The following is a 19,172-nucleotide window of genomic DNA, read 5'->3' on the forward strand; positions in this document are numbered from 1 at the left end:
GGACGAGGACGCTTGTTCAAATTGTTTAAAGCGAGGTGGGACCCGGCATCAGATCATAGGGGTGGCGCCAGCCTGGCATGCTGCTGATCCGGTCTTTCCAGGCTGCGATCGCCGGATAGGCTCTGTGATCGATCCCGGTTTCCTCCGGCATGAAGACGTAGCCAGCCAAGGAGAGGTCTGCGATTGTCACCCGGTTGCCGACCATAAAGGCTCGGTGGGCAAGGTGGCCGTCGACAATTGCATAGGCAGCCTTGGCCCGCAGCCTCAAAAACTCGACGACCGGCGTCTCGCCGCTCTTCTGAAGGCCAAAGATGAACCGCAACGTCGCGTAACAGCTTGTGAATTTATGGTTGTCGAAAAGGATCCAACGCATGATCTCGCGCCGTTCTTCGGCTGACTGCGCCCCGAACTGCCCCGTCACCTCTGACAAGTAGTCGAGGATAACTCCCGATTGGCTGATCTTCGTCTGCCCATGTTCGAGCACGGGCGCCTCGCCCTGTTCGTTGATGGTTTCGCGCCATTGTTCGGTTCGCGTTTCACCGCCGAGATAATCGACGAAAATGCTCTCCCACTCGATGCCGGCAAGGGCGAAGAAGAGGGCGACCTTGTAGGCGTTCCCCGAGAGAGCGAAGCAATGGAGTTTGAAGTCAGGCATGAAATCTCCTCATCAACACAGACTTAGACTCGCGGGGCGGGTTATGCGATCGACTGCATGTAACGCATGCCGGTCACCGGCCGCGGGGTGAAATCCATCTGCTCGTAGAAACGATGCGCCAGCACATTGCCGGTAGCGGCGCTGACGGAGAGGTAACCGCAGCCGGCATTGCGCGCCGTCTCGCGGGCGCGGTCGACGAGCAGCTGACCGGTGCCGTGGCCGCGATGGCCGTCGCGCACGAAGAGATGGTGCAGGTCCATGCCGCGTTTGCCTTCCTGCGCCCTGTAGAGCGGCACGAGAATGGCATAGCCGATCAGCCCTTCGCTGGTCTCTGCCACAAGCGCGGTGATCCAGGGCAGCGGGCCGAACAGGTCGCGCTCCAATTGCTCCGGCGTCGTCGCGGCCGCGTCGCCATGATGGGCGGCAAGCAGCGCGATCATCTCGTTGAGCTCGGGCAGGTCGCGCGGCTTGGCGGCGCGGATCGTCACCACCGATGGGCGCATCAGTGAAATTTCGCTGTCTTCGATTTCAGTCATGGTTTTCGCGTCCTTTGATAATCTGCCGTCAGGACGCTGCCGATACAACAAAGCCGCCTGACGGCGGCTTGTTGACAATATGATCTGTCCGGCCGCCCTTTACAGGTACAGCCAAAAATACGAGCGGCTCTGGTGCACGTTCTTGATCATGCAGCATCCATCGCCGCAAACGCGGCATTTGTCAATGGCGTGAGCGCGTGACGTTGAAACATCTCAGGCCTTGAATCCAGCCGAGAACCCAAATAGGATACCCCCCTATGCTACCCGAAGGTCTGCGATGTCTCACACCACCCTGCAGAAGAAGAAGCTCATTGCCCGCGTCAGCCGCCTGAAGGGGCAGCTGGAAGCGGTCGAGCGGGCGCTCGAGGCTGAACGCCCCTGCGGCGAAATCCTGCGACTGCTCGCCTCCATTCGGGGCGCGCTGACCGGGCTGACCGGCGAGGTTTTGGATGATCACCTGCGCGAGCACGTGCTCAATGCCGAGGACGACAGAGCCCGGGCCGAGGCAGTCGAAGAAATATCTGAAGTGCTGAGAACCTATATCCGCTGATGAGAGAAGGACCCTGGGAATGAATGCCGGGATCGGGAAAGTCGAAGTGAAAGCCCTCCAACACGATCATGTGTTCCTCGGCGCCGATCATTTGCGCAACGAGCGGCGCATCTGGCTGGTGATTGCGCTGACGGCGGTGATGATGGTGGCGGAAATCGCCGCCGGCACCGTCTACGGCTCCATGGCCCTCGTCGCTGATGGCTGGCATATGTCAACCCATGCCAGCGCTCTTTTAATTTCCGCGCTCGCCTATCTCTTTGCCCGCCGGCAGGCGCGCAATCCGCGCTTCACCTTCGGCACCGGCAAGCTCGGCGATCTCGCCGGCTTCGCCAGCGCCATTGTCCTTGCCCTGATCGCCCTCCTGATGGCCTGGGAGAGCCTGCTGCGCCTCTCCAATCCGGTGCCGATCGGCTTTGCCCAGGCAATCGCCGTCGCGGTCATCGGCCTTGCCGTCAATCTCGCCAGCGCCTGGCTGCTGGCCGGCGGCGGTCATGCCGCGCATGGACATCATGCGCACGCGCATGGCCATCACGCGCATGGGCACCACGCACACCGCAACGGCCATGGCGGTCACGGCGACCATGCCCACCATCACGCAGAGGCCGGCGACAACAATATCCGCGCCGCCTATCTGCATGTCATGGCCGATGCGCTCACGTCAGTGCTCGCCATCGCGGCGCTCACCCTCGGCAGCCTCTATGGTTGGCTCTGGCTCGATCCCATCATGGGCATCGTCGGCGGCCTGGTCATCGCCAATTGGTCCTGGAGCCTGCTGAAATCGTCGGGCGGCGTCCTTCTCGACATCATGCCCGAAGGCGAGACCCTGCCGGGCGAAATCCGCCAGGCGATCGAGACAGAGGAGGATCGGATCACCGACCTGCATGTCTGGCAGGTCGGCCCCGGCCATCATGCAGCGATCGTCGCGGTCGTCACCTCGCAGGCGCGCGATCCGGCCTTTTACAAGGACAGGCTTTCGGCGCTGGAAGAATTGTCGCATGTGACGGTCGAGGTCACGCGCGCCGCCTGATTGCTGCGGGCGGAGGACGAAATCGCTGCTACTCAACAAGGGTGCAGCGGCTGACAACAAGGTTGCAGCGGCCGACAACAAGTTGCAGCGGGGACGAGATGCCGCCGCAATCGGTCCTTAGCTCTATTCTCCGAATCGTCGGAGGAATTTATGGACCCCAGCCTTACTCGCCGCATGCTGATCGGCTCGGCACTCTGCCTGCCTGCCTTGGGCCTGTCCACGCTGGCGCTTGCGGCCAATGCACAGGAAACTGCGGGGGAGGGCGACGACAATATCGAGCGTCGCCTGGCCGCGCTGGAAAAGCGCACCGGCGGACGCCTCGGCGTCTCGGTGCTCGACACTCAGACGAGCATTTCCTTCGGCTATCGCGGCAGCGAAGCTTTTCCGATGTGCAGCACCTTCAAGGCGCTGGCGGCAGGCTTCGTCCTTGCCCGCGTCGACAAGGGGCAGGAGAGCCTCGAGCGCCGGGTGACCTACGGCAGGGACAAGCTCGTCGACTATTCGCCGCTCAGCGAAAAACACGCCGGTGCCGACGGCATGACGATCGCCGAACTCTGCGAGGCGGCGGTAACGGTCAGCGACAACACCGCCGGCAACCTGCTGCTCGAAAGTTTCGGCGGCCCGCCGGCACTGACCGATTGGCTGCGCTCGATCGGCGACGGCACCACGCGTCTCGACCGCACCGAACCGACACTGAACGAGGGTCGTAAGGACGATCCGCGCGACACCACGGCACCGGATGCGATGCTCGATACGCTCGGCAATCTGACGCTCGGCTCGGTGTTGACCGGGGCCTCTTGCGACAAGCTGATCGCCTGGCTGGTGGCGAGCACCACGGGCAAGGAAAGGCTGCGGGCCGGCCTGCCTGCCGATTGGAAGGTCGGCGACAAGACCGGCACCGGCCCGAACGGCTCCCTCGGCGACATCGCCGTTATCTGGCCGCCGGACCGTGGGCCGATCGTCGCTGCCGTCTATATCGCCGAAGCGACCGCGCCGGTGAAGGATCTCAACCCGACCTTTGCCGAAGTCGGCAGGATGATCACCGAGATGGTGTGATGTGTTAAATCGCATCAGAATCAATTGATTACCGCATCGACATCAAATTCGTGATCAGGCCCGCTTTGATTTCGAGCACGGGCCGATTGGCCTCCGGGTGACCGATGTCTCTCAGCTGATCGGGTGTCAGCTCGGCCAGTCGTTGCCGGCTCACGACCGCCCGTCGCCACGCCTGCAGGCCAGCGATCAGGTTTGCGATGATGTTCGTGGGGCCAGCCACCTGGTTTGTCGGCGCGCTGACGATAGGCTGTGTTTCCGTATGAGCCATTTCCGATCTCCACTTGTGATGTGCGGGTGGAAATCTGCCATACGAGCGTTTTCGGCCTGTTCGGCTGAGCGTGAACCGGGAAGAAAACTTCGACAAGCCGCCGCTAAATCGGTGTTAAATCCGTCTTCCCAAATGCTATTCTGCGAGCGGCGGTTCAAAGTCTGGGGGCTTTCTATGCGCATCAGGTTGCTAGGCGGTCTCGAGGTCATCTCCGGAGAAGGCCGGCCAGTCCGCTTCGCCACGCGCAAGACGTCGCTGCTGTTTGCTGCCCTGGCGTTGGCAGGCCGCCGCGGCTTCCGCAGGGAGGTGCTGTCCGAAGCCTTCTGGCCGGGACGAGGTAATGAGCAGGCCCGCAATAGTTTGCGGCAGGCGCTGGTCGACATCAGGCGGTCGTTCCCGGCGAGCAGTGACGGCACCGTCTCTATCGAAGGGGATCAGGAGACGGTGGCGCTTTTCGTCGATCCCGATCAAGCCGACATTTCGCTCTTCGACCGGAAGCTGGGGACGGGGGCGAGCGCAGATCTCGCCTCCGCAGCGGATCTCTACCGCGGCGATCTGCTTGAAGGCGAGTCCATTCCGGATGAATTGGCTGAGTGGTTCGCACCGTACCGAAGCACATATCAGCGCAAGGCGCTGCAGCTCGTGGAGCGTTTGAGCCTTGCCCTCTTGGAACCAGGCTCGCGGAAGAACCGTCCTGTGAAGGGCTTGCCGAGAGGCTTCTCGCCTCTGACCCGACGGCGGAGGGTGCTCACAGGGCGTTGATGCGGATCCACACTCTCCGCGGCCACGAGAACAGGGCCTTGCGCCAGTTCGAGACCTGCCGAGCTCTCCTGAAGAAGCATCTGGATGTCGAACCCGAAGCGGAGACGTCGTCCCTGGCTGCCTCGCTGCAACCGCGGCAGCGATCCGGTGATCGGCGGGCCGCGGCCGCAGTCGAGCCGCAGCTGCAGGTCTTCTCCGCTCCGACGAAACATCATGATCGGCCATCCCTTGCGGTGTTGCCGTTTCAGAATTTGAGCGGCGATGTGGAGCAGGAATATTTTGCCGACGGCATCGTGGAGGATATCACCATCGCTCTTGCGCAGTTCCGTCATCTCTATGTCATCGCCCGCAATTCGAGCTTCACCTACAAGGGGCAGGCCGTCGACATAAAGCGGGTCGGGCGCGAGCTGGACGTGGACTATGTGGTCGAGGGAAGCGTGCGCCGCGCGGGCGACCGGCTTCGTATCGCCGGACAACTCATCGACACCTCGACCGGCGCGCATCTCTGGGCAGACCGTTTTGACGGAACCTTGGCGAACCTGTTCGATCTGCAGGATCAGGTCGCATCCAGCATTGTCGGCGCAATAACGCCGAAAGTGGAAGAGGCGGAGATCGAGCGGGCCAAACGCAAGCCGACCGAGAGCCTCGACGCCTATGACTATTATCTCCGCGGGCTGGCGGCCTTCGATCGGACGGTGACCAACAGATCAGTCGTCGACGAGGCTCTGCGGCTATTCATGAAGGCAATCGAGCGCGATCCGGATTTTGCCATCGCCCACGCCCGGGCGGCGCGATGCTACGCGACCCGCAAGAGCAATGGCTGGATGATCGATCCGGCCAACGAAATTGCCGAGGCGACCCAACTGGCGAGAAGAGCCGTCGAACTCGGCTGGGACGATGCAGTCGCGCTCGCCTATGGCGGATATGTGCTCGGTTATGTCGGCGGCGACCTCGATGACAGCGCGGCTTGCATCGATCGCGCGCTCTTCCTCAACCCGTACCTGGCCGTTGCCCTGGGCGTCAGCAGTTGGGTGCGAGCCTGCCTGGGCGAGCCGGACAAGGCCGTCGAACATGCTGCCCTCGCCATGAGGCTGAGCCCCGTGGATCCGCGCCTGTTTGCCTGGCAGTTCAATACCGGCCTGGCTCACTTCTGCGCCGGCCGTTACGAGGACGCCGCCGTCTGGGCCGCAAAATCGTTGCGCCATCAGCCGAATTACCCCAGCGCGATGCGGGTGATGGCGGCGGGCCAAGCCATGGCCGGGCGGAAAGCGGAAGCAGGGGAAACGATTGCGCGCCTGCGCTTGCTGGATCCGGCGCTTCGGCTTTCGAACCTCGCCGATATTCTCCCACCGTTCCGGCGACCGGATGACCGCAATCGCTATATAGAGGCGCTTCGTATGGCGGGGTTGCCGGAGTAGGCATGCGGCGAACGAGACCTCTGCCCCATTCGCTTTCCGCTCCGCTGGTGCCCGTCGTGCCGCCGTCTATGTCGCCGAGGCCGGCGATAGAGGCTCCCGGCATCCGCTTTTTGCTTGACCCGAGCATCCATGCACCTGACTTCAGGGTGGGTTTCGCCGGACGTCAGCTCTCCAGTCGGCGCCCGCAGCATGGATCGCCGGGTCAGGCCCGCCGATGACGGAATGTGAGGGAAACGCGGGTGATCGAAACGCTCCACTTTCCGTGGGGCTCATGCGGCGGCCGCATGGAGCTCGCGAGAAGATTTCCCATCACGGTAGCGTATACGCGATCACGTAATCGCCGGGCGTGGTGCCGACCGAGCCGTGGCCGCCGGCGACCATGACGACATATTGCTTGTTGTCGTCGGTCGTATAGGTCATCGGCGTCGCCTGGCCGCCGGCCGGAAGGCGCGCCCGCCAGAGCTCGCGCCCGTTCGTCACGTCATAGGCGCGCAGGTAGTTGTCGACCGCCGCGCCGAGGAAGGCGACTCCGCCTTTGGTCAGCATCGGCCCGCCGATGCCGGGCACGCCCACCTTGAAAGGCAGCGGCAGCGGCGTCATGTCGTGCACGGTGCCGTTCTTGTGCATATAGGCGATCTTGCCGGTGCGCAGGTCGACGCCGGCGACATAGCCCCATGGCGGCGCCTGGCAGGGGATCTGCAGCGGTCCGAGGAAGGGACCCATGAAGACGCCGTAGGGTGCGCCGTCATTGCGGTTGAGCCCCTGTTCGCTGCCCTTCTCGTCCTGTCCTCGCGGCGGAATGTCGGCGGCCGGCACCAGGCGCGAGGTGAAGGCGAGATAGGTCGGCATGCCGAACATGATCTGCCGCTCCGGATCCACAGCCACCGAACCCCAGTTGAAGGTGCCGAAATTGCCGGGATAGACGATCGTGCCTTTCAGCGACGGCGGCGTGTAGCGGCCCTCATAGCGGTAGCGGTGAAAGTCGATGCGGCAGAGGAGCTGGTCGAACAGCGACACGCCCCACATGTCCTTTTCCCGAAGCGGCTCGGGCGAGAAGGTGAGGTCGGAGATCGGCTGCGTCGGCGACGTATGATCGCCCGAGACTGCGCCGCCGGGCGCCGGAATCTCCTTGGTCGGGATGATCGGCTCGCCGCTGCGCCGGTCGAGCACATAGAGATCGCCCTGCTTGGTCGGGCCGACGAGGGCGGGAACCACGCTGCCGTCAGGCTTGGTCAGATCGATGAGCGCCGGCTGGGCCGGCACGTCCATGTCCCAGAGGTCATGATGCACCGTCTGGCGCACCCAGCGCAGCTGGCCGCTGGCGATATCGAGCGCGACGATCGAAGAAGAGAATTTCTCGACATTGTCGCTGCGGCCGATGCCGATCTGATCGGGCACCTGGTTACCGAGCGGGATGTAGACCATGCCGAGCGCCTCATCGACGCTGAAGACCGACCAGCTGTTCGGCGAGTTGGTCGTGTAGGTCTGGCCGTCGGCGATCGGCGTCGTCACGTCGGGATTGCCGGAATCCCAGTTCCAGATCAGTGCGCCGGTCTTGATGTCGAAGGCGCGGATGACGCCGGATTGCTCCTCGGTCGAATAATTGTCGTTGACCGCCCCGCCGATGATGATCTCGCCGGCCACCGCGACCGGCGGCGAGGTGGAATAATAATAGCCGGCCGGATTGAAGCGCATGCCGGTTTCCAGATGCAGCACGCCCTGATCGGCAAAACTGGTGCAGACCTTGCCGTCCGCCGCGTCGAGGGCGATCAGCCGGGCGTCTGAGGTCGGCAGGTAGACGCGCTCGGCGCAGGGCTCGCCGGCGGCGCCATCAGGATCGGCATAATAGGTGACGCCGCGGCAGGTCTGGTGCTGCCGGTTGGGATTCATGCCCGAGTTCGAGTCGTATTTCCATTTCTCCTTGCCGGTCTTGGCGTCGAGTGCGATCGCCCAGTTATGCGGCGTGCAGAGATAGAGCGTGTCCTTCACCTTCAGCGGCGTCACCTGATAGGTTGTCTCGCTGATATCCTCCGGCCGCTTGACGTCGCCGGTCTGGTACCGCCAGGCTTCCTTCAGGGTGGAGACATTCGCGACATTGATCTGGTCGAGCGGCGAATAGCGCTGGCCGAACGGCGTGCGGCCATATTGGTGCCATTCGCCGTCCGGCACGCTGCCGCCGAAGGCTGGATTGGCGGCGACCGCATCCTTCGGCAGATCACCGGCCAGATCATGCGGATCCGTCGTCATCGAATAGACGGCGACGAGGATAGCGAGAATGACCGGCACGGCGAGCGGCCAGGGATTAGCGCCGTAGACAATGCCGGTCGGGCTGCGAAAGCCGAGCGGCCGACGGATCCAGGGCGTCAGCAGCCAGAGGCCGAGCAGGATGATGACGCCGCCGCGCGGGCCGAGCTGCCACCAGTCGAATCCCACCTCCCAGATCGCCCAGGCGAGTGCGGCGACCACGAGCACCGCATAGACCCAGAGCGCAACCGCCTTGCGCATCAGCAGCAGCGCTGCGGTGATGAGGAACATCAGGCCGGCAAACAGATAGAAAATGCTGCCGCCGAGCGAGATGAGCCAGAGCCCGCCGCCGCCGAGCGCAACCCCGATGATGATGAAGAGAATGGAGGTGATGACGAGCGCCATAAGGCTGTCTCCCGCGTGGGTTAGCCGGTGGGGGATCAGCGGAAAAGGTCCGCCGGTCAGGCAGATAGAGCGAGGGAGATGCCTTTCAACGGCTGCATTTGCCGCAGGTGGATGTCACGGTACGGTTGTATTGAAGCCGCTTAGGTCCCGCAGAAAGTCTGCAGCACTCGTTCCTCCGGCTTCGGCGGTTCCATATAAGCGGCAAATTCCGGCCGGTCTTCGTACGGCTTCGACAGCACGGTGAGCAGCGCCTCGAACAGCGAGAAATCGCCGTGTTCGACCGCAGCCTCGATCGCCTGTTCGACCCGGTGGTTGCGGGGGATGAAGGCTGGGTTGACGCGGCGCATGGCGCTGGCGCGTTGGGCCGCTGTCTGCGGATCGCGCGATAATCTCTCGCGCCACCGCGTGAGCCAGGGGGTGCAGGCTTCCGGTTCCCGGAAGCCCCCGGCAAAGGCGGGCTCTGCGCCGTCGTTGCCGGCCAGATCGGCGAGCCGCCGGAACGTCAGGGTGAAATCGCCGCCCTGTGCCTGCATCAGCGATAGCAGCGCCTGGACAAGCTCGAGATCGCCATCTTCTTCGCCGGCAATGCCGACTTTTCTTCGCATGCCGGCAAGCCACTCGGCTTGGAACCGCTCGCCATAGGCGCGGATGATGGCATTGGCCTTGTCGACCGCGTCGTCCGGCTCGGGGCCGATCAGCGGCAGCAGCGTTTCGCCGAGCCGGGCAAGGTTCCACTGGCCGATGGACGGCTGATTGGCATAGGCATAACGGCCATGCTGGTCGATCGACGAAAAGACGGTCGCCGGGTTATAGACATCCATGAAGGCGCAAGGGCCGAAGTCGATCGTCTCGCCAGATACCGTCATGTTATCCGTATTCATCACGCCATGGATGAAGCCGACATGCAGCCAGCGGGCGATCAGCGCCGCCTGGCGCTCCGCGATTGCCGAAAACAGCGCGAGATGGGGTTCTTCGGCAGCCTTCAGTTCGGGATAGTGGCGGTCGACTACATAATCGGCGAGCGCCCGCACGCCGTCTGTGTCGCCCCTTGCGGCGAAATACTGGAAAGTGCCGACACGGATATGGCTCGCCGCCACCCGGGTGAAGACCGCGCCTGGCAGCACCTCTTCGCGATAGACCGGTTCGCCCGTTGTCACGGCCGCCAGCGCCCGTGTGGCGGGAATGCCAAGCGCGAACATCGCCTCGCTGATGATATATTCTCTGAGCACCGGCCCGATTGCCGCCCGGCCGTCGCCGCGGCGCGAAAAAGGTGTCGGCCCGGCGCCCTTCAGCTGGATATCGAAACGCTTGCCGCTGCGGTCGACCACCTCGCCGAGCAGGATCGCCCGGCCGTCGCCGAGCTGCGGCGAGAAGCCGCCGAACTGATGCCCGGCATAGGCCATCGCCAGCGGTTCGGCCCCTTCGGGAACGAGATTGCCGGAAAAGATCGCCGCGCCGTCGCGGCGTAGCGTCTCGACGTCAAGGCCGAGCTCGGCGGCCAACGGTTCGTTCAGCTTGATCAGCCGGGGCTCGGCCACCGGCGTCGGCATTTGCCGCGCAAAGAAGCGCTCGGGCAAGCCGACATAGCTGTTGTCGAACGGAAAGGCCGCACCGGACCGGATTTTCTGCGGGGTCGAGGTCATTGTTCATAGGTAGGACCGGGCTGGCCCGCGCGCAAGCCGGTCTTGCGCGCCCGGTCGGTCGGCCGTCACGCAGATCATGCCGATGCAAGGAATCGTGATCTGCTTTTACCTCTCGTCAAAGCTGCTTTGCCAGAAAGGCCATAGCCCCGCCATGATCTCGGGCGTATAGCAGATCGTCTCCCCTTGGCCTTGTGCCATGTCATCCCCGCGGCCTTGCTGCTTCCTCTGCTCCGCCGCGCCACCGTGAGTGATTCCGGACGATGTCGGATCAGATTTATCAGGCGCCGATGGTTCGGCGCGCCGCGCCCAATTTTCGGGTGATCGCGATGATCGTCGCGAGTGCGATGCTGATGGAAAATATCGACGCGACCGTGCTGGCGACCGCGCTGCCCACCATGGCGCGCGATTTCGCCGTCAGCGCGCCGGCCATGTCGATCTCACTGACCTCCTATCTCCTCAGCCTGGCGATCTTCATTCCGGCGAGCGGCCGCATGGCCGACAGCTTCGGTTCGCGCACAGTGTTCAGGGCGGCGATCGCCGTCTTCGTCATCGGCTCCGTCCTCTGCGCGCTGGCCCCGACGCTGCCCTTCCTGGTGCTGGCGCGGCTGCTGCAAGGAATGGGTGGCGCCATGATGATGCCGGTCGGCCGTCTGGTGCTGATGCGCAGCGTCGCCCGCAAGGATATGGTCAGCGCCATGTCCTGGCTGCTGGTGCCGGCGTTGATCGGCCCGATCGTCGGTCCGCCGCTCGGCGGCTTCATCGTCACCTATCTCGACTGGCGCTGGATCTTCTACATCAACGTGCCGATCGGCATTATCGGCATGATCTTCGTCTCGATCTATATCGACGAGGTCAAGGGCAAGGCGGCCGGCCCCTTCGATACGATCGGCTTCATCCTCTCTGGCATTTCGCTCGGCTCGCTGCTCTTCGGCTTCGAAATGTCGAGTCATGAAGGCGAGGGCGCCTTTTCGATCTTCCTGATATCAGTCGGCCTGCTCTTCGGCATCGGCTATTTGAGGCATGCCCGCAGGCATCCGTCGCCGATCATGGATTTTTCGCTGATGAAGGTGTCGAGCTTCGGCACCTCGGTCATTGCCGGTTCGCTGACGCGCATCACCCAGGGCGCCCAGCCTTTCCTGCTGCCGCTGCTGTTCCAGATAGGCTTCGGCCTTTCCGCCGCCGCGGCCGGTCAGATCGTCATATCAACCGCGCTCGGCGCGCTCGCCATGAAGCCGATGGCGCGGTTCGTCTTCAGCCGGCTCGGCTTCCGCCGCAGCCTCGTCCTCAACGGCATCCTCGGCACGGCCGGCTATGCCCTCTGCGCCGCCTTCCGGCCGGACTGGCCGATGCCGCTCATCTTCGTCGTTCTGGTGCTCAGCGCCTTCTTCCTGTCGTTCCAGTTCACCGCCTACAACACCATCGCCTATGACGAGATCGACAAGGAGCGGATGAGCTCGGCCACCAGTTTTTACACCACTTTTCAGCAGCTGATGCTGTCGCTCGGCATCTGCATCGGGGCCCTGGCGCTGCACGGCTCCATGGCTTTCTCAGGCAGCGAAACGCCTGATCTCGGCGATTTCTCGACCGCCTTCATCGTCGTCACCATCATCTCGATCACCGCGACCGTCTGGAACCTGCGTTTTTCGCCGACCGCTGGCGAGGAGATCAGCGGCTATAAGGCCAAGCGGGCCAAAGATGCTTCTTGAGAAAAGCGGCGCCATGAAAACAAGCACTTGAGGCGCTTCGCCTGAATCAAATTCTGCGCGACGCAGCCGTTCTTAATCCTTGTTCTCAGATCTTGTCCTCCATGTCAGCGGCCATTTCCGCAAGCTTGCGCACGGTATTGAGATTGCGCGAGGTGCCTGATTTAAGCGCAGGCAGCTTCAGCTTCGAGCGGCCGGACCCGTTGGGGTAGTACACGTAGATCTCCCGGCCGGCGAGCTTCGCCTCCTCGCCATCGGGCGCCACCATTTTATCGAGCGCATCGCCGGACGCCTTTTCGGACAGGAAGGTGACGAGCAGGAAATTCGGCTTGGCATCGACAAAGGGCGCGTTGGCGGCAATCGCCTCGAGCTCTTTCCGGCTGCGCACCATCACGCCCGGCCGCTTGCCCATCTTTTGTCCGAGCGCGGCGTCGAGTTTTTCCGCGACCGCCTTCTCAGTCTCGTCAGAGCGGAAAAGCACATTGCCGCTCTGGATGTAGGTTTTCACGTCGGTAAAGCCGACGCCTTCGCAGATCACCTTGAGTTCAGCCATCGGCAGCGAGCCGGTGCCGCCGACGTTTATCGCGCGGAGGAGGGCGATGTAGACTGGCATTTCTCTCTCGCTCGATCTTGTGCCGTCGCCGCCACCTCACATCTTCCCAGCCACCTTGATCGCAAATGCATACTCGAACGCAATCTCCTCCAGCCGCTGGAACCGTCCCGACGCCCCGCCATGGCCGGCGTCCATGTTGGTCTTGAGCAGGATCGGCGCCTCGCCCGTTGTCTTGTCGCGCAGTTTCGCCACCCACTTGGCCGGCTCCCAATAGGTGACGCGCGGATCGGTAAGGCCGCCGAGCGCCAGGATCGGCGGGTAGGCCTTTGCCTCGACATTGTCATAGGGCGAATAGGCGGCGATCTGCTCGTATTCCTCCTTGCTGTCGATCGGATTGCCCCATTCCGGCCATTCCGGCGGGGTGAGCGGCAGCGTGTCATCAAGCATGGTGTTGAGCACGTCGACGAAGGGAACGGCGGCGATGATACCGGCGAACTTCTCCGGCGCCATGTTGGCGACGGCGCCCATCAGCATGCCGCCGGCCGATCCGCCTTCGGCGATGATCTTCGCGTAAGAGGTGAACTTCTGTTGATTCAGATAATCGGCCGCGGCGACGAAGTCCTTGAAGCTATTCGTCTTCTTGTCCATCTTTCCGTCTTCGTACCAGGCAAAGCCCTTGTCCTTGCCGCCGCGGATATGGGCGATGGCATAGACGAAGCCGCGGTCGGCAAGCGACAGGCAATTGGTGTTGAAGCCGGCCGGAATGGTGATGCCGTAGGCGCCGTAGCCGTAAAGCAGGCAGGGGGCGCTGCCGTCGAGCGGCGTATCCCTGCGATAGAGCAGGGTGACCGGCACCGTCTCGCCGTCCCATGTCGGGGCGAAGACGCGGCGGGTGACGTAGTCGTCGGGATTATGGCCGGAGGGAACCTCCTGCGTCTTCAACAACGTGCGCTCGCGCGTCACCATATTGTAGTCGTAGAGCTGCGACGGCGTCGTCATCGAGGAATAGGAGAAGCGGATGACGTCGGTATCGTATTCCGCCGCGCCCGAAAGCCCGAGCGAATAGGCCTCCTCGGCAAAGGCGATCGCATGTTCCTCGCCGGTCGCCCGGTCGCGGATCATGATCCGCGGCAGCCCGTCCTTGCGCTCCAGCCACAGAAGATGGCGGGCATAGGCCATGTGGCTGATGATGAGCGTGCCGGGCTTGTGAGCGACGACTTCGCGCCAGTTTTCCTTGCCCGGATTGTCCACCGGCGCTTCCATGATCTTGAAATCCTTGGCGCCGCCGTCATTGGTCAGGATATAGAAGACATCCCCGCCCTCGGTCAGCGAATATTCGATGCCTTCCTCGCGCGCCGCCACCAGCTTCGGCTCGGCCGTCAGGTCCTTGGTCGACAGCAGCCGGTATTCGCTGGTCTCGTGGTCGTGAATATCGATATAGATGAAGTCGTCGAGCAGCGAGCCGCCGACACCCATGAAGAAGCCGGCATCGGCCTCCTCATAGACCAGCCGGTCTTCCGATTGCGGCTGGCCGACAATGTGGTGGAACACCTTCGAGGGCCGGTGGTTCTCATCGAGCGCCGAATAGAAGAAGCTCTTGCCATCAGGCGCCCAGACGCCGCCGCCGCCGGTATTCTCGATCCGGTCATCGAGATCTTCACCGGTCGCTAGGTCGCGCACTTTAAGGGTGAAGAATTCCGAGCCCTTGTCGTCATAGCCCCAAATGCCGCGGCTGTGGTCGCTCGAATGGTCGAGGCCGGCGAGGCGAAAATAGGCCTTGCCTGATGCCTCCTTGTCGCCGTCGAGCAGGACGGTGCGGATCGCCTCGTCGGCGACGTCGCCGTCGCGGGGAATACGGAAATAGCGCGGCTGTTCGCCGCCGGTCACATAGAACGTGCCATAGGCATAGGCGCCGTCCTTCATCGGCACCGAGCTGTCATCTTCCTTGATGCGGCCGCGCATTTCGGCAAACAGCGCCTTCTGCAGCGGTTTGGTATCCTCCATCGCCGCATTCATATAGGCGTTTTCGGCTTCCAGATGCCGGCGGATCTCGGGGTCGAGGATCGACGGGTCCTTGAACATTGCCTGCCAGTTGTCGGCGCGCAGCCAGGCGTAATCGTCCGTGCGGGTAATGCCGTGGCGCGTATCGGAGACGGGCTTTTTCGGTGCGGCGGGCGGTGTCGGCAGGCTCTTGAAGACGGACAAGGAATTGGCTCCGGTCGGAATGTCGGGTTGGCAAGAGATAGAGGCGCGCAGCCGCCGGATCAAGCGCCAAGGGTGCAGGTGACCGTCCACAGTCGAGGAGACGGCACCGCCCGCCGTGCCTTGATGTCACCACAATGTTTAAGGAGGTCCGCTATCGCAGAGCGAATTTTGCACGTGCCAGCCCCCGGCAAGCCGCCGGCGGCAGGATGAAGACTGTACAACAGTAAGGGATTTCCTCCGCAATGCCGAAACGTCTGCTCCTGTTTGTATCCCTGGCCGGCTTGGCTGCCCCCGCCTTTGCCGTCGACCCGGCTATTAAGAAGCAGCTGGAAAAACTCGATCCCTCCACCCGCCTCGAACAGAGCTGCGACACGGAAGCGATGAGCCGCATCAACAAGGACAGCACCGGCTTCAAGCCCGACAAGGTGATCGCCTATACCTTCAAGGACCCGATCGCCGGCGACAATTCGCTGCAGGCGCCGGGCGCGGTCTTCCGCAGCAAGGGCGACTGGTATCATCTTTCCTACAATTGCATCACCGGCCCGCAGCATATCAACGTGCGCCAGCTCGACTACCAGATCGGTGAGAAGGTGCCGCGCGAGAAGTGGGACAAGTACTATCTCTACGATTGATGCGGTCTCCAGCCGGCGGCTGCGGTGACATCCGGCCACATGGCGTCTGGCAAGGCGAGCGGCTAGAGTCGCGGCGCTCGAATTGTAAAGTCCATGACATGAACCGCATCCTGCTCACATCGGTCTTGCTTCTCGCCTCCTTCTCCGCTGCATTGGCGGACGAAATGCCTCCGCCAATCGCTTCGGCCCCGACCGCAATTGGTCCGGCCAAGGCGCCGTCGGTCAAGCTCGTCGAGCCGCATCTGCATATCGCCCGTTCCAACATACCGGGCCATGCCCGCGTCGCGCTCACCTTCGACGCCTGCATGGGGCAGGCGGACGAACGCATCCTTTCGACCCTCGTGCGCGAGCGCATTCCGGCAACGATCTTCGTCACCGCCCGCTGGCTGAAGCGCAACCCGCAAGCCCTTGCCGTCTTCCTGCAAAATCCGGATCTCTTCGAGCTCGAAAACCATGGCGAGAACCATATTCCGGCCGTCGATACGCCGACGCTCGTCTATGGCATCGCCTCGGCCGGCTCGCCGCAGGCGGTGCGGCAGGAAGTCGAAGGCGGCGCCGCCGCCATGGTCGCGGCCGGCATTCCCGCACCGCACTGGTTCCGCGGCTCCACGGCCAAATACGATCTTTCCGCCATCGGCGAGATTCGCGCCATGGGCTATCGCATCGCCGGCTACTCGGTGAACGGCGACGGTGGTTCGCTGCTCGGCGCAGCGATCACCGAAAAACGCATCGCCTCCGCCGAGGACGGCGATGTCGTCATCTCCCACATCAATCAGCCGACTCATGCGGCGGGCGATGGAGTGGCGAAGGCGCTGGTCGACCTCAAGGCCAAGGGCACCGAGTTCGTTCGTCTGGAGGACGTCCAGGATAGGGGCGACGATAAGACGACGGACTAGATCCACGAAGGTGTGCCATAAGGCACGCCCGCCAATGTGAAGTCCTTACCTCAACTCACTCCCGGCCCGCACCATATCCTCTCCAAACCGCCGTATCCCCGGTTCTTCCCGGTCGAGCGCGAAATCCTCGAACCAGTCGCGGTAGATCCCGGCAATCATCGCCCCGATCATCTGGGCGGCGAGATAGGAGAAGGTGATGCCGTTGCCGCCATAACCGAGGGCGGCGAAGACATGCGGCATGCCGGGTAACGGGCCGATCAGCGGCAGGCCGTCGGCCGTTTCGCCGAAGGTTCCGCCCCAGGCATGGGCGATGCGGGGCTCCGCTCCCGGCCATAACCGCTTCATCTTCTCCTGGACGGCGCTGATCTTGGCCGGCAGCTTTCGATCCCGCGCCGCGGCATCTGTCGTACCGTCGTCCTCGCCGCCGGCGACGATGCGATTGTCCGCGGTCGTGCGCATGTAGAGATAGGGATGGTTGTCCTCCCAGAGCAAAGCCCGGTCGCGCCAGAATGTGGCGGGATCCTGCGGCACGGTGGCGAAGGCCCAGCTCGAACTTGTGCGGTGCAGCTTCGGCATGTCGAGGCCCGGCATCGAATAGCCGGTCGCCAGCACGGCATGCCGCGCTTCGATGACATGGGCGCCATCCGTCTCCGCCGTGACGCAATCGCCTTCGCTGTGCAGCGCGGTCACGGAAGCGCTGACCAGCTGCGCGCCGCGCCGGACCGCCATTGCGATGAGCGCCCAAGTGAGCAGCAGCGGATCGGCCTCCGCCGAACCCGGCGAATAGATTGCGCCATCGCGATCGAACTCGAATTGCGTAAAGAGATCAGGATGTTCGAGATAGACGCCGGGCAGCCCCGCCCGCCGTCGAAGCTGGCGCTCTTCCCTGAGATCGCGGGCGCCTTCCAGGTTGCAGGCGAGATAAAGCGTGTTGCGCGGCCGGAAGCCGCAGGCGATTCCGTTCGCTGCGATCAGCTTCGAAAGACCGGCCACGGCGGCGGCGCTGCGGCGATAGATTCCCGCGGCTCGTTCGAAGCCGTAATAGGTCTCGAGTTCTGTGAGCGTGCTGTCGATTTCCCATTGCAGCATCGCGGTGCTGGCGGCAGTGCTGCCGAAGCCTGGCTCTTCCCGGTCGATGATAACAACGGAAAAGCCGCGCGCCGTCAGATGATCTGCGATCAGCGCGCCGGTGATGCCGCCGCCGATCACCGCAACATCCGTCGAAAAGCTCTGCGCCATCGGCCGCCATTGCGGACGTATGGCATTCTTTCCCCAGAGCGAGCAGCCGCTGACCATCTGGTCATGATCGGATTCGTCGAGATCGAGATCGGACGCCACTTATGTCTCCTCGCTTGATCACTTCGGCAATTGCGGCTGCGGTTTTTCCTCGATCAGCAGTTCCTCGATGATAGTCATGACGATCAGCGACAGCGGCAGCGCCAGCATTGCGCCGACGGCACCCCACATCCAGGTCCAGAACAGGATGGCGAGGAAGACGATAAAGGGATTGATTTCCAGCCGCCGCCCCATCACCGCCGGGAAGATCAGGTTCTCCATGACGAGATGCACGGTGAAGAAGGCTGCCGCCGGCACCAGGCCGACGATGAAGCCGTCATAGGTGATGATCCCGGCGATGGCGACGGAGAGCGTCATCAGCGTGATGCCGAGATAGGGAATGAAGCTCGACAGGAAGGCGAAGAAGCCCCAGAGCACCGGCGCCGACAAGCCGCTCGCATAGGCGATGATGGTCATGACGACGCCAAGCCCGATGTAGATCAGCGAAGCGGTGGCGAAATAGAAGCCGAGCACCTGCTCGACGCCATTGATGACGCGGATCGCGGCCAGCCGTTGTGGGCGGGTGCGGAAGGTCATGATGATCGTCTTGCGCAGATTGACGCGGCTGGCAAGAAAGAGGAGCAGCGCGGCGAAGAAGATCAGCCCCTGGATCAGTGCCGGCGTCAGGCTTGTCGTCACCACATGCAGCACGTTACCAGTGTTTTCCAGCAGCGCGCCGATCGACATCGGCCCGCTTTCGAATGTCGCCGGCGTGATGTGCAGCCATTCGATGCGCTCCAGATAGGGCATGATGCGGCTTATCATCCGCTCGACGAAAGCCGGGGCTTCGTTGGCAAGCGTCGCCAGCGGATCGGCAAGCGAAGTGACCAGCAGAACGATGACCAAAGCGACGCTGCTTGACAGAAGGAAGGCGTTGGCAAGCCTCGGCACACCCATTTTGCTGAGATTTTCCGCGGCGAGGCCTAGGATCATGCCGACGACGACGGCAAGGGTCACCGGAATCAGGATCAGCGACATCGTATAGACGGCGGCAAGGCCGAGGATGGCGAAAATGCCGATGATCGCCCAGGCCATGCTGATGTCGAGCCCGTCCTTCTCAAGCCGATGCACCGGCGGGGACGGCAATTCCTCCGCCGTCTCCTGCAACGACTTAGCCCAGGCGCTGGTTTGGCGTTCGCCGATGGCGATCTTCTTTGCGTGTTTGCGGATGCCGTTGGCGATGCCCATGCGTTGAGGTCCCCGAAGCCAGATTGCTTCGCCACAAAAACGCGCTGATGCGGTTCCGGTTCCGCCTCCCCATGGCGCTGTTGTAAGGGCGCTGAA

15 protein-coding genes and 1 pseudogene are annotated in these 19,172 nt (G+C 63.1%); 7 read left to right on the forward strand and 9 right to left on the reverse strand.

All coding sequences use genetic code 11. The features are described from left to right. Positions 1-25: 25 nt before the first annotated feature. Positions 26-655 carry a glutathione S-transferase gene (locus tag NXC14_RS06385; protein WP_085777449.1) on the reverse strand — a complete coding sequence of 210 codons (630 nt, stop codon included), beginning with the start codon at positions 653-655 and terminating at the stop codon, positions 26-28. A 41-nt stretch (positions 656-696) separates the two neighbouring features. After that, entirely contained in the window at positions 697-1,191 is a 495-nt protein-coding gene (locus tag NXC14_RS06390) for a GNAT family N-acetyltransferase (protein ID WP_085777450.1), read from the reverse strand. A 277-nt stretch (positions 1,192-1,468) separates the two neighbouring features. Between NXC14_RS06390 and dmeR the strand changes: the two genes are divergently transcribed. The 3 genes from dmeR to bla all read left to right on the forward strand — a co-directional run bounded on the left by dmeR (position 1,469) and on the right by bla (position 3,824). Further along, positions 1,469-1,741, forward strand: a complete 273-nt coding sequence (dmeR, locus tag NXC14_RS06395; RefSeq protein ID WP_085777451.1) for a Ni(II)/Co(II)-sensing transcriptional repressor DmeR — start codon at positions 1,469-1,471, stop codon at positions 1,739-1,741. 19 nt (positions 1,742-1,760) lie between these two features. Further along, entirely contained in the window at positions 1,761-2,768 is a 1,008-nt protein-coding gene (gene dmeF / locus NXC14_RS06400) for a CDF family Co(II)/Ni(II) efflux transporter DmeF (RefSeq protein ID WP_085777452.1), read from the forward strand. A 150-nt stretch (positions 2,769-2,918) separates the two neighbouring features. Further along, complete coding sequence (gene bla, locus NXC14_RS06405; protein ID WP_085777453.1) at positions 2,919-3,824, forward strand: class A beta-lactamase; 906 nt, start codon at positions 2,919-2,921, stop codon at positions 3,822-3,824. Between the two features lie 28 nt (positions 3,825-3,852). Here the strand turns inward: bla and NXC14_RS06410 are convergent, their stop codons facing one another. After that, positions 3,853-4,092, reverse strand: coding sequence for a DUF1127 domain-containing protein (locus NXC14_RS06410; protein ID WP_085777454.1), 240 nt, complete (start codon positions 4,090-4,092; stop codon positions 3,853-3,855). Between the two features lie 174 nt (positions 4,093-4,266). On the opposite strand from NXC14_RS06410, the pseudogene NXC14_RS06415 reads away from it, so the two are divergent. After that, positions 4,267-6,272, forward strand: a pseudogene (locus tag NXC14_RS06415) (BTAD domain-containing putative transcriptional regulator). Positions 6,273-6,581: 309 nt separating this feature from the next. On the opposite strand, the gene NXC14_RS06420 reads toward NXC14_RS06415, so the two are convergent. Together NXC14_RS06420 and NXC14_RS06425 are read right to left on the reverse strand one after the other, a co-directional pair. Beyond that, positions 6,582-8,921 carry a glucose/quinate/shikimate family membrane-bound PQQ-dependent dehydrogenase gene (locus tag NXC14_RS06420; RefSeq protein WP_085777455.1) on the reverse strand — a complete coding sequence of 780 codons (2,340 nt, stop codon included), beginning with the start codon at positions 8,919-8,921 and terminating at the stop codon, positions 6,582-6,584. Positions 8,922-9,061: 140 nt separating this feature from the next. Then, entirely contained in the window at positions 9,062-10,564 is a 1,503-nt protein-coding gene (locus NXC14_RS06425; RefSeq protein WP_085777456.1) for a protein adenylyltransferase SelO, read from the reverse strand. Positions 10,565-10,824: 260 nt separating this feature from the next. On the opposite strand from NXC14_RS06425, the gene NXC14_RS06430 reads away from it, so the two are divergent. Beyond that, entirely contained in the window at positions 10,825-12,270 is a 1,446-nt protein-coding gene (locus tag NXC14_RS06430) for an MFS transporter (RefSeq protein ID WP_085777457.1), read from the forward strand. A gap of 85 nt (positions 12,271-12,355) precedes the next feature. Here the strand turns inward: NXC14_RS06430 and NXC14_RS06435 are convergent, their stop codons facing one another. Then, positions 12,356-12,880: a DUF1697 domain-containing protein gene (locus NXC14_RS06435; RefSeq protein WP_085777458.1), complete on the reverse strand. Its 525-nt coding sequence runs from the start codon at positions 12,878-12,880 to the stop codon at positions 12,356-12,358. 36 nt (positions 12,881-12,916) lie between these two features. Further along, the gene (locus tag NXC14_RS06440) at positions 12,917-15,025 is read right to left on the reverse strand and encodes a S9 family peptidase (protein ID WP_085777459.1); all 2,109 of its coding nucleotides are present in this window, start codon (positions 15,023-15,025) and stop codon (positions 12,917-12,919) included. 242 nt (positions 15,026-15,267) lie between these two features. On the opposite strand from NXC14_RS06440, the gene NXC14_RS06445 reads away from it, so the two are divergent. Both NXC14_RS06445 and NXC14_RS06450 read left to right on the forward strand, forming a co-directional pair. Then, on the forward strand, positions 15,268-15,657 hold the full coding sequence (locus NXC14_RS06445; protein ID WP_085777460.1) for a DUF930 domain-containing protein: 390 nt from the start codon (positions 15,268-15,270) through the stop codon (positions 15,655-15,657). A gap of 98 nt (positions 15,658-15,755) precedes the next feature. Beyond that, a complete protein-coding gene (locus tag NXC14_RS06450) occupies positions 15,756-16,553 on the forward strand; it encodes a polysaccharide deacetylase family protein (protein ID WP_085777461.1) in 798 nt (265 codons plus the stop codon). A gap of 45 nt (positions 16,554-16,598) precedes the next feature. Here NXC14_RS06450 and NXC14_RS06455 read toward each other — a convergent pair whose 3' ends face one another. Together NXC14_RS06455 and NXC14_RS06460 are read right to left on the reverse strand one after the other, a co-directional pair. Beyond that, positions 16,599-17,891, reverse strand: a complete 1,293-nt coding sequence (locus NXC14_RS06455) for an FAD-dependent oxidoreductase (RefSeq protein WP_085777462.1) — start codon at positions 17,889-17,891, stop codon at positions 16,599-16,601. Positions 17,892-17,909: 18 nt separating this feature from the next. After that, positions 17,910-19,076, reverse strand: a complete 1,167-nt coding sequence (locus tag NXC14_RS06460) for an AI-2E family transporter (protein ID WP_085777463.1) — start codon at positions 19,074-19,076, stop codon at positions 17,910-17,912. Between the last annotated feature and the right edge of the window lie 96 nt (positions 19,077-19,172).

Origin of the sequence: Rhizobium sp. NXC14 (assembly GCF_002117485.1) — a bacterium.
Classification (GTDB): domain Bacteria; phylum Pseudomonadota; class Alphaproteobacteria; order Rhizobiales; family Rhizobiaceae; genus Rhizobium.

Coding starts and splice junctions, on each gene's coding strand:
- NXC14_RS06385 (WP_085777449.1), bottom strand. CDS start 655: ATGCCTGACTTCAAACTCCATTGCTTCGCTCTCTCGGGGAACGCCTAC.
- NXC14_RS06390 (WP_085777450.1), bottom strand. CDS start 1,191: ATGACTGAAATCGAAGACAGCGAAATTTCACTGATGCGCCCATCGGTG.
- dmeR (WP_085777451.1), top strand. CDS start 1,469: ATGTCTCACACCACCCTGCAGAAGAAGAAGCTCATTGCCCGCGTCAGC.
- dmeF (WP_085777452.1), top strand. CDS start 1,761: ATGAATGCCGGGATCGGGAAAGTCGAAGTGAAAGCCCTCCAACACGAT.
- bla (WP_085777453.1), top strand. CDS start 2,919: ATGGACCCCAGCCTTACTCGCCGCATGCTGATCGGCTCGGCACTCTGC.
- NXC14_RS06410 (WP_085777454.1), bottom strand. CDS start 4,092: ATGGCTCATACGGAAACACAGCCTATCGTCAGCGCGCCGACAAACCAG.
- NXC14_RS06420 (WP_085777455.1), bottom strand. CDS start 8,921: ATGGCGCTCGTCATCACCTCCATTCTCTTCATCATCATCGGGGTTGCG.
- NXC14_RS06425 (WP_085777456.1), bottom strand. CDS start 10,564: ATGACCTCGACCCCGCAGAAAATCCGGTCCGGTGCGGCCTTTCCGTTC.
- NXC14_RS06430 (WP_085777457.1), top strand. CDS start 10,825: ATGTCGGATCAGATTTATCAGGCGCCGATGGTTCGGCGCGCCGCGCCC.
- NXC14_RS06435 (WP_085777458.1), bottom strand. CDS start 12,880: ATGCCAGTCTACATCGCCCTCCTCCGCGCGATAAACGTCGGCGGCACC.
- NXC14_RS06445 (WP_085777460.1), top strand. CDS start 15,268: ATGCCGAAACGTCTGCTCCTGTTTGTATCCCTGGCCGGCTTGGCTGCC.
- NXC14_RS06450 (WP_085777461.1), top strand. CDS start 15,756: ATGAACCGCATCCTGCTCACATCGGTCTTGCTTCTCGCCTCCTTCTCC.
- NXC14_RS06460 (WP_085777463.1), bottom strand. CDS start 19,076: ATGGGCATCGCCAACGGCATCCGCAAACACGCAAAGAAGATCGCCATC.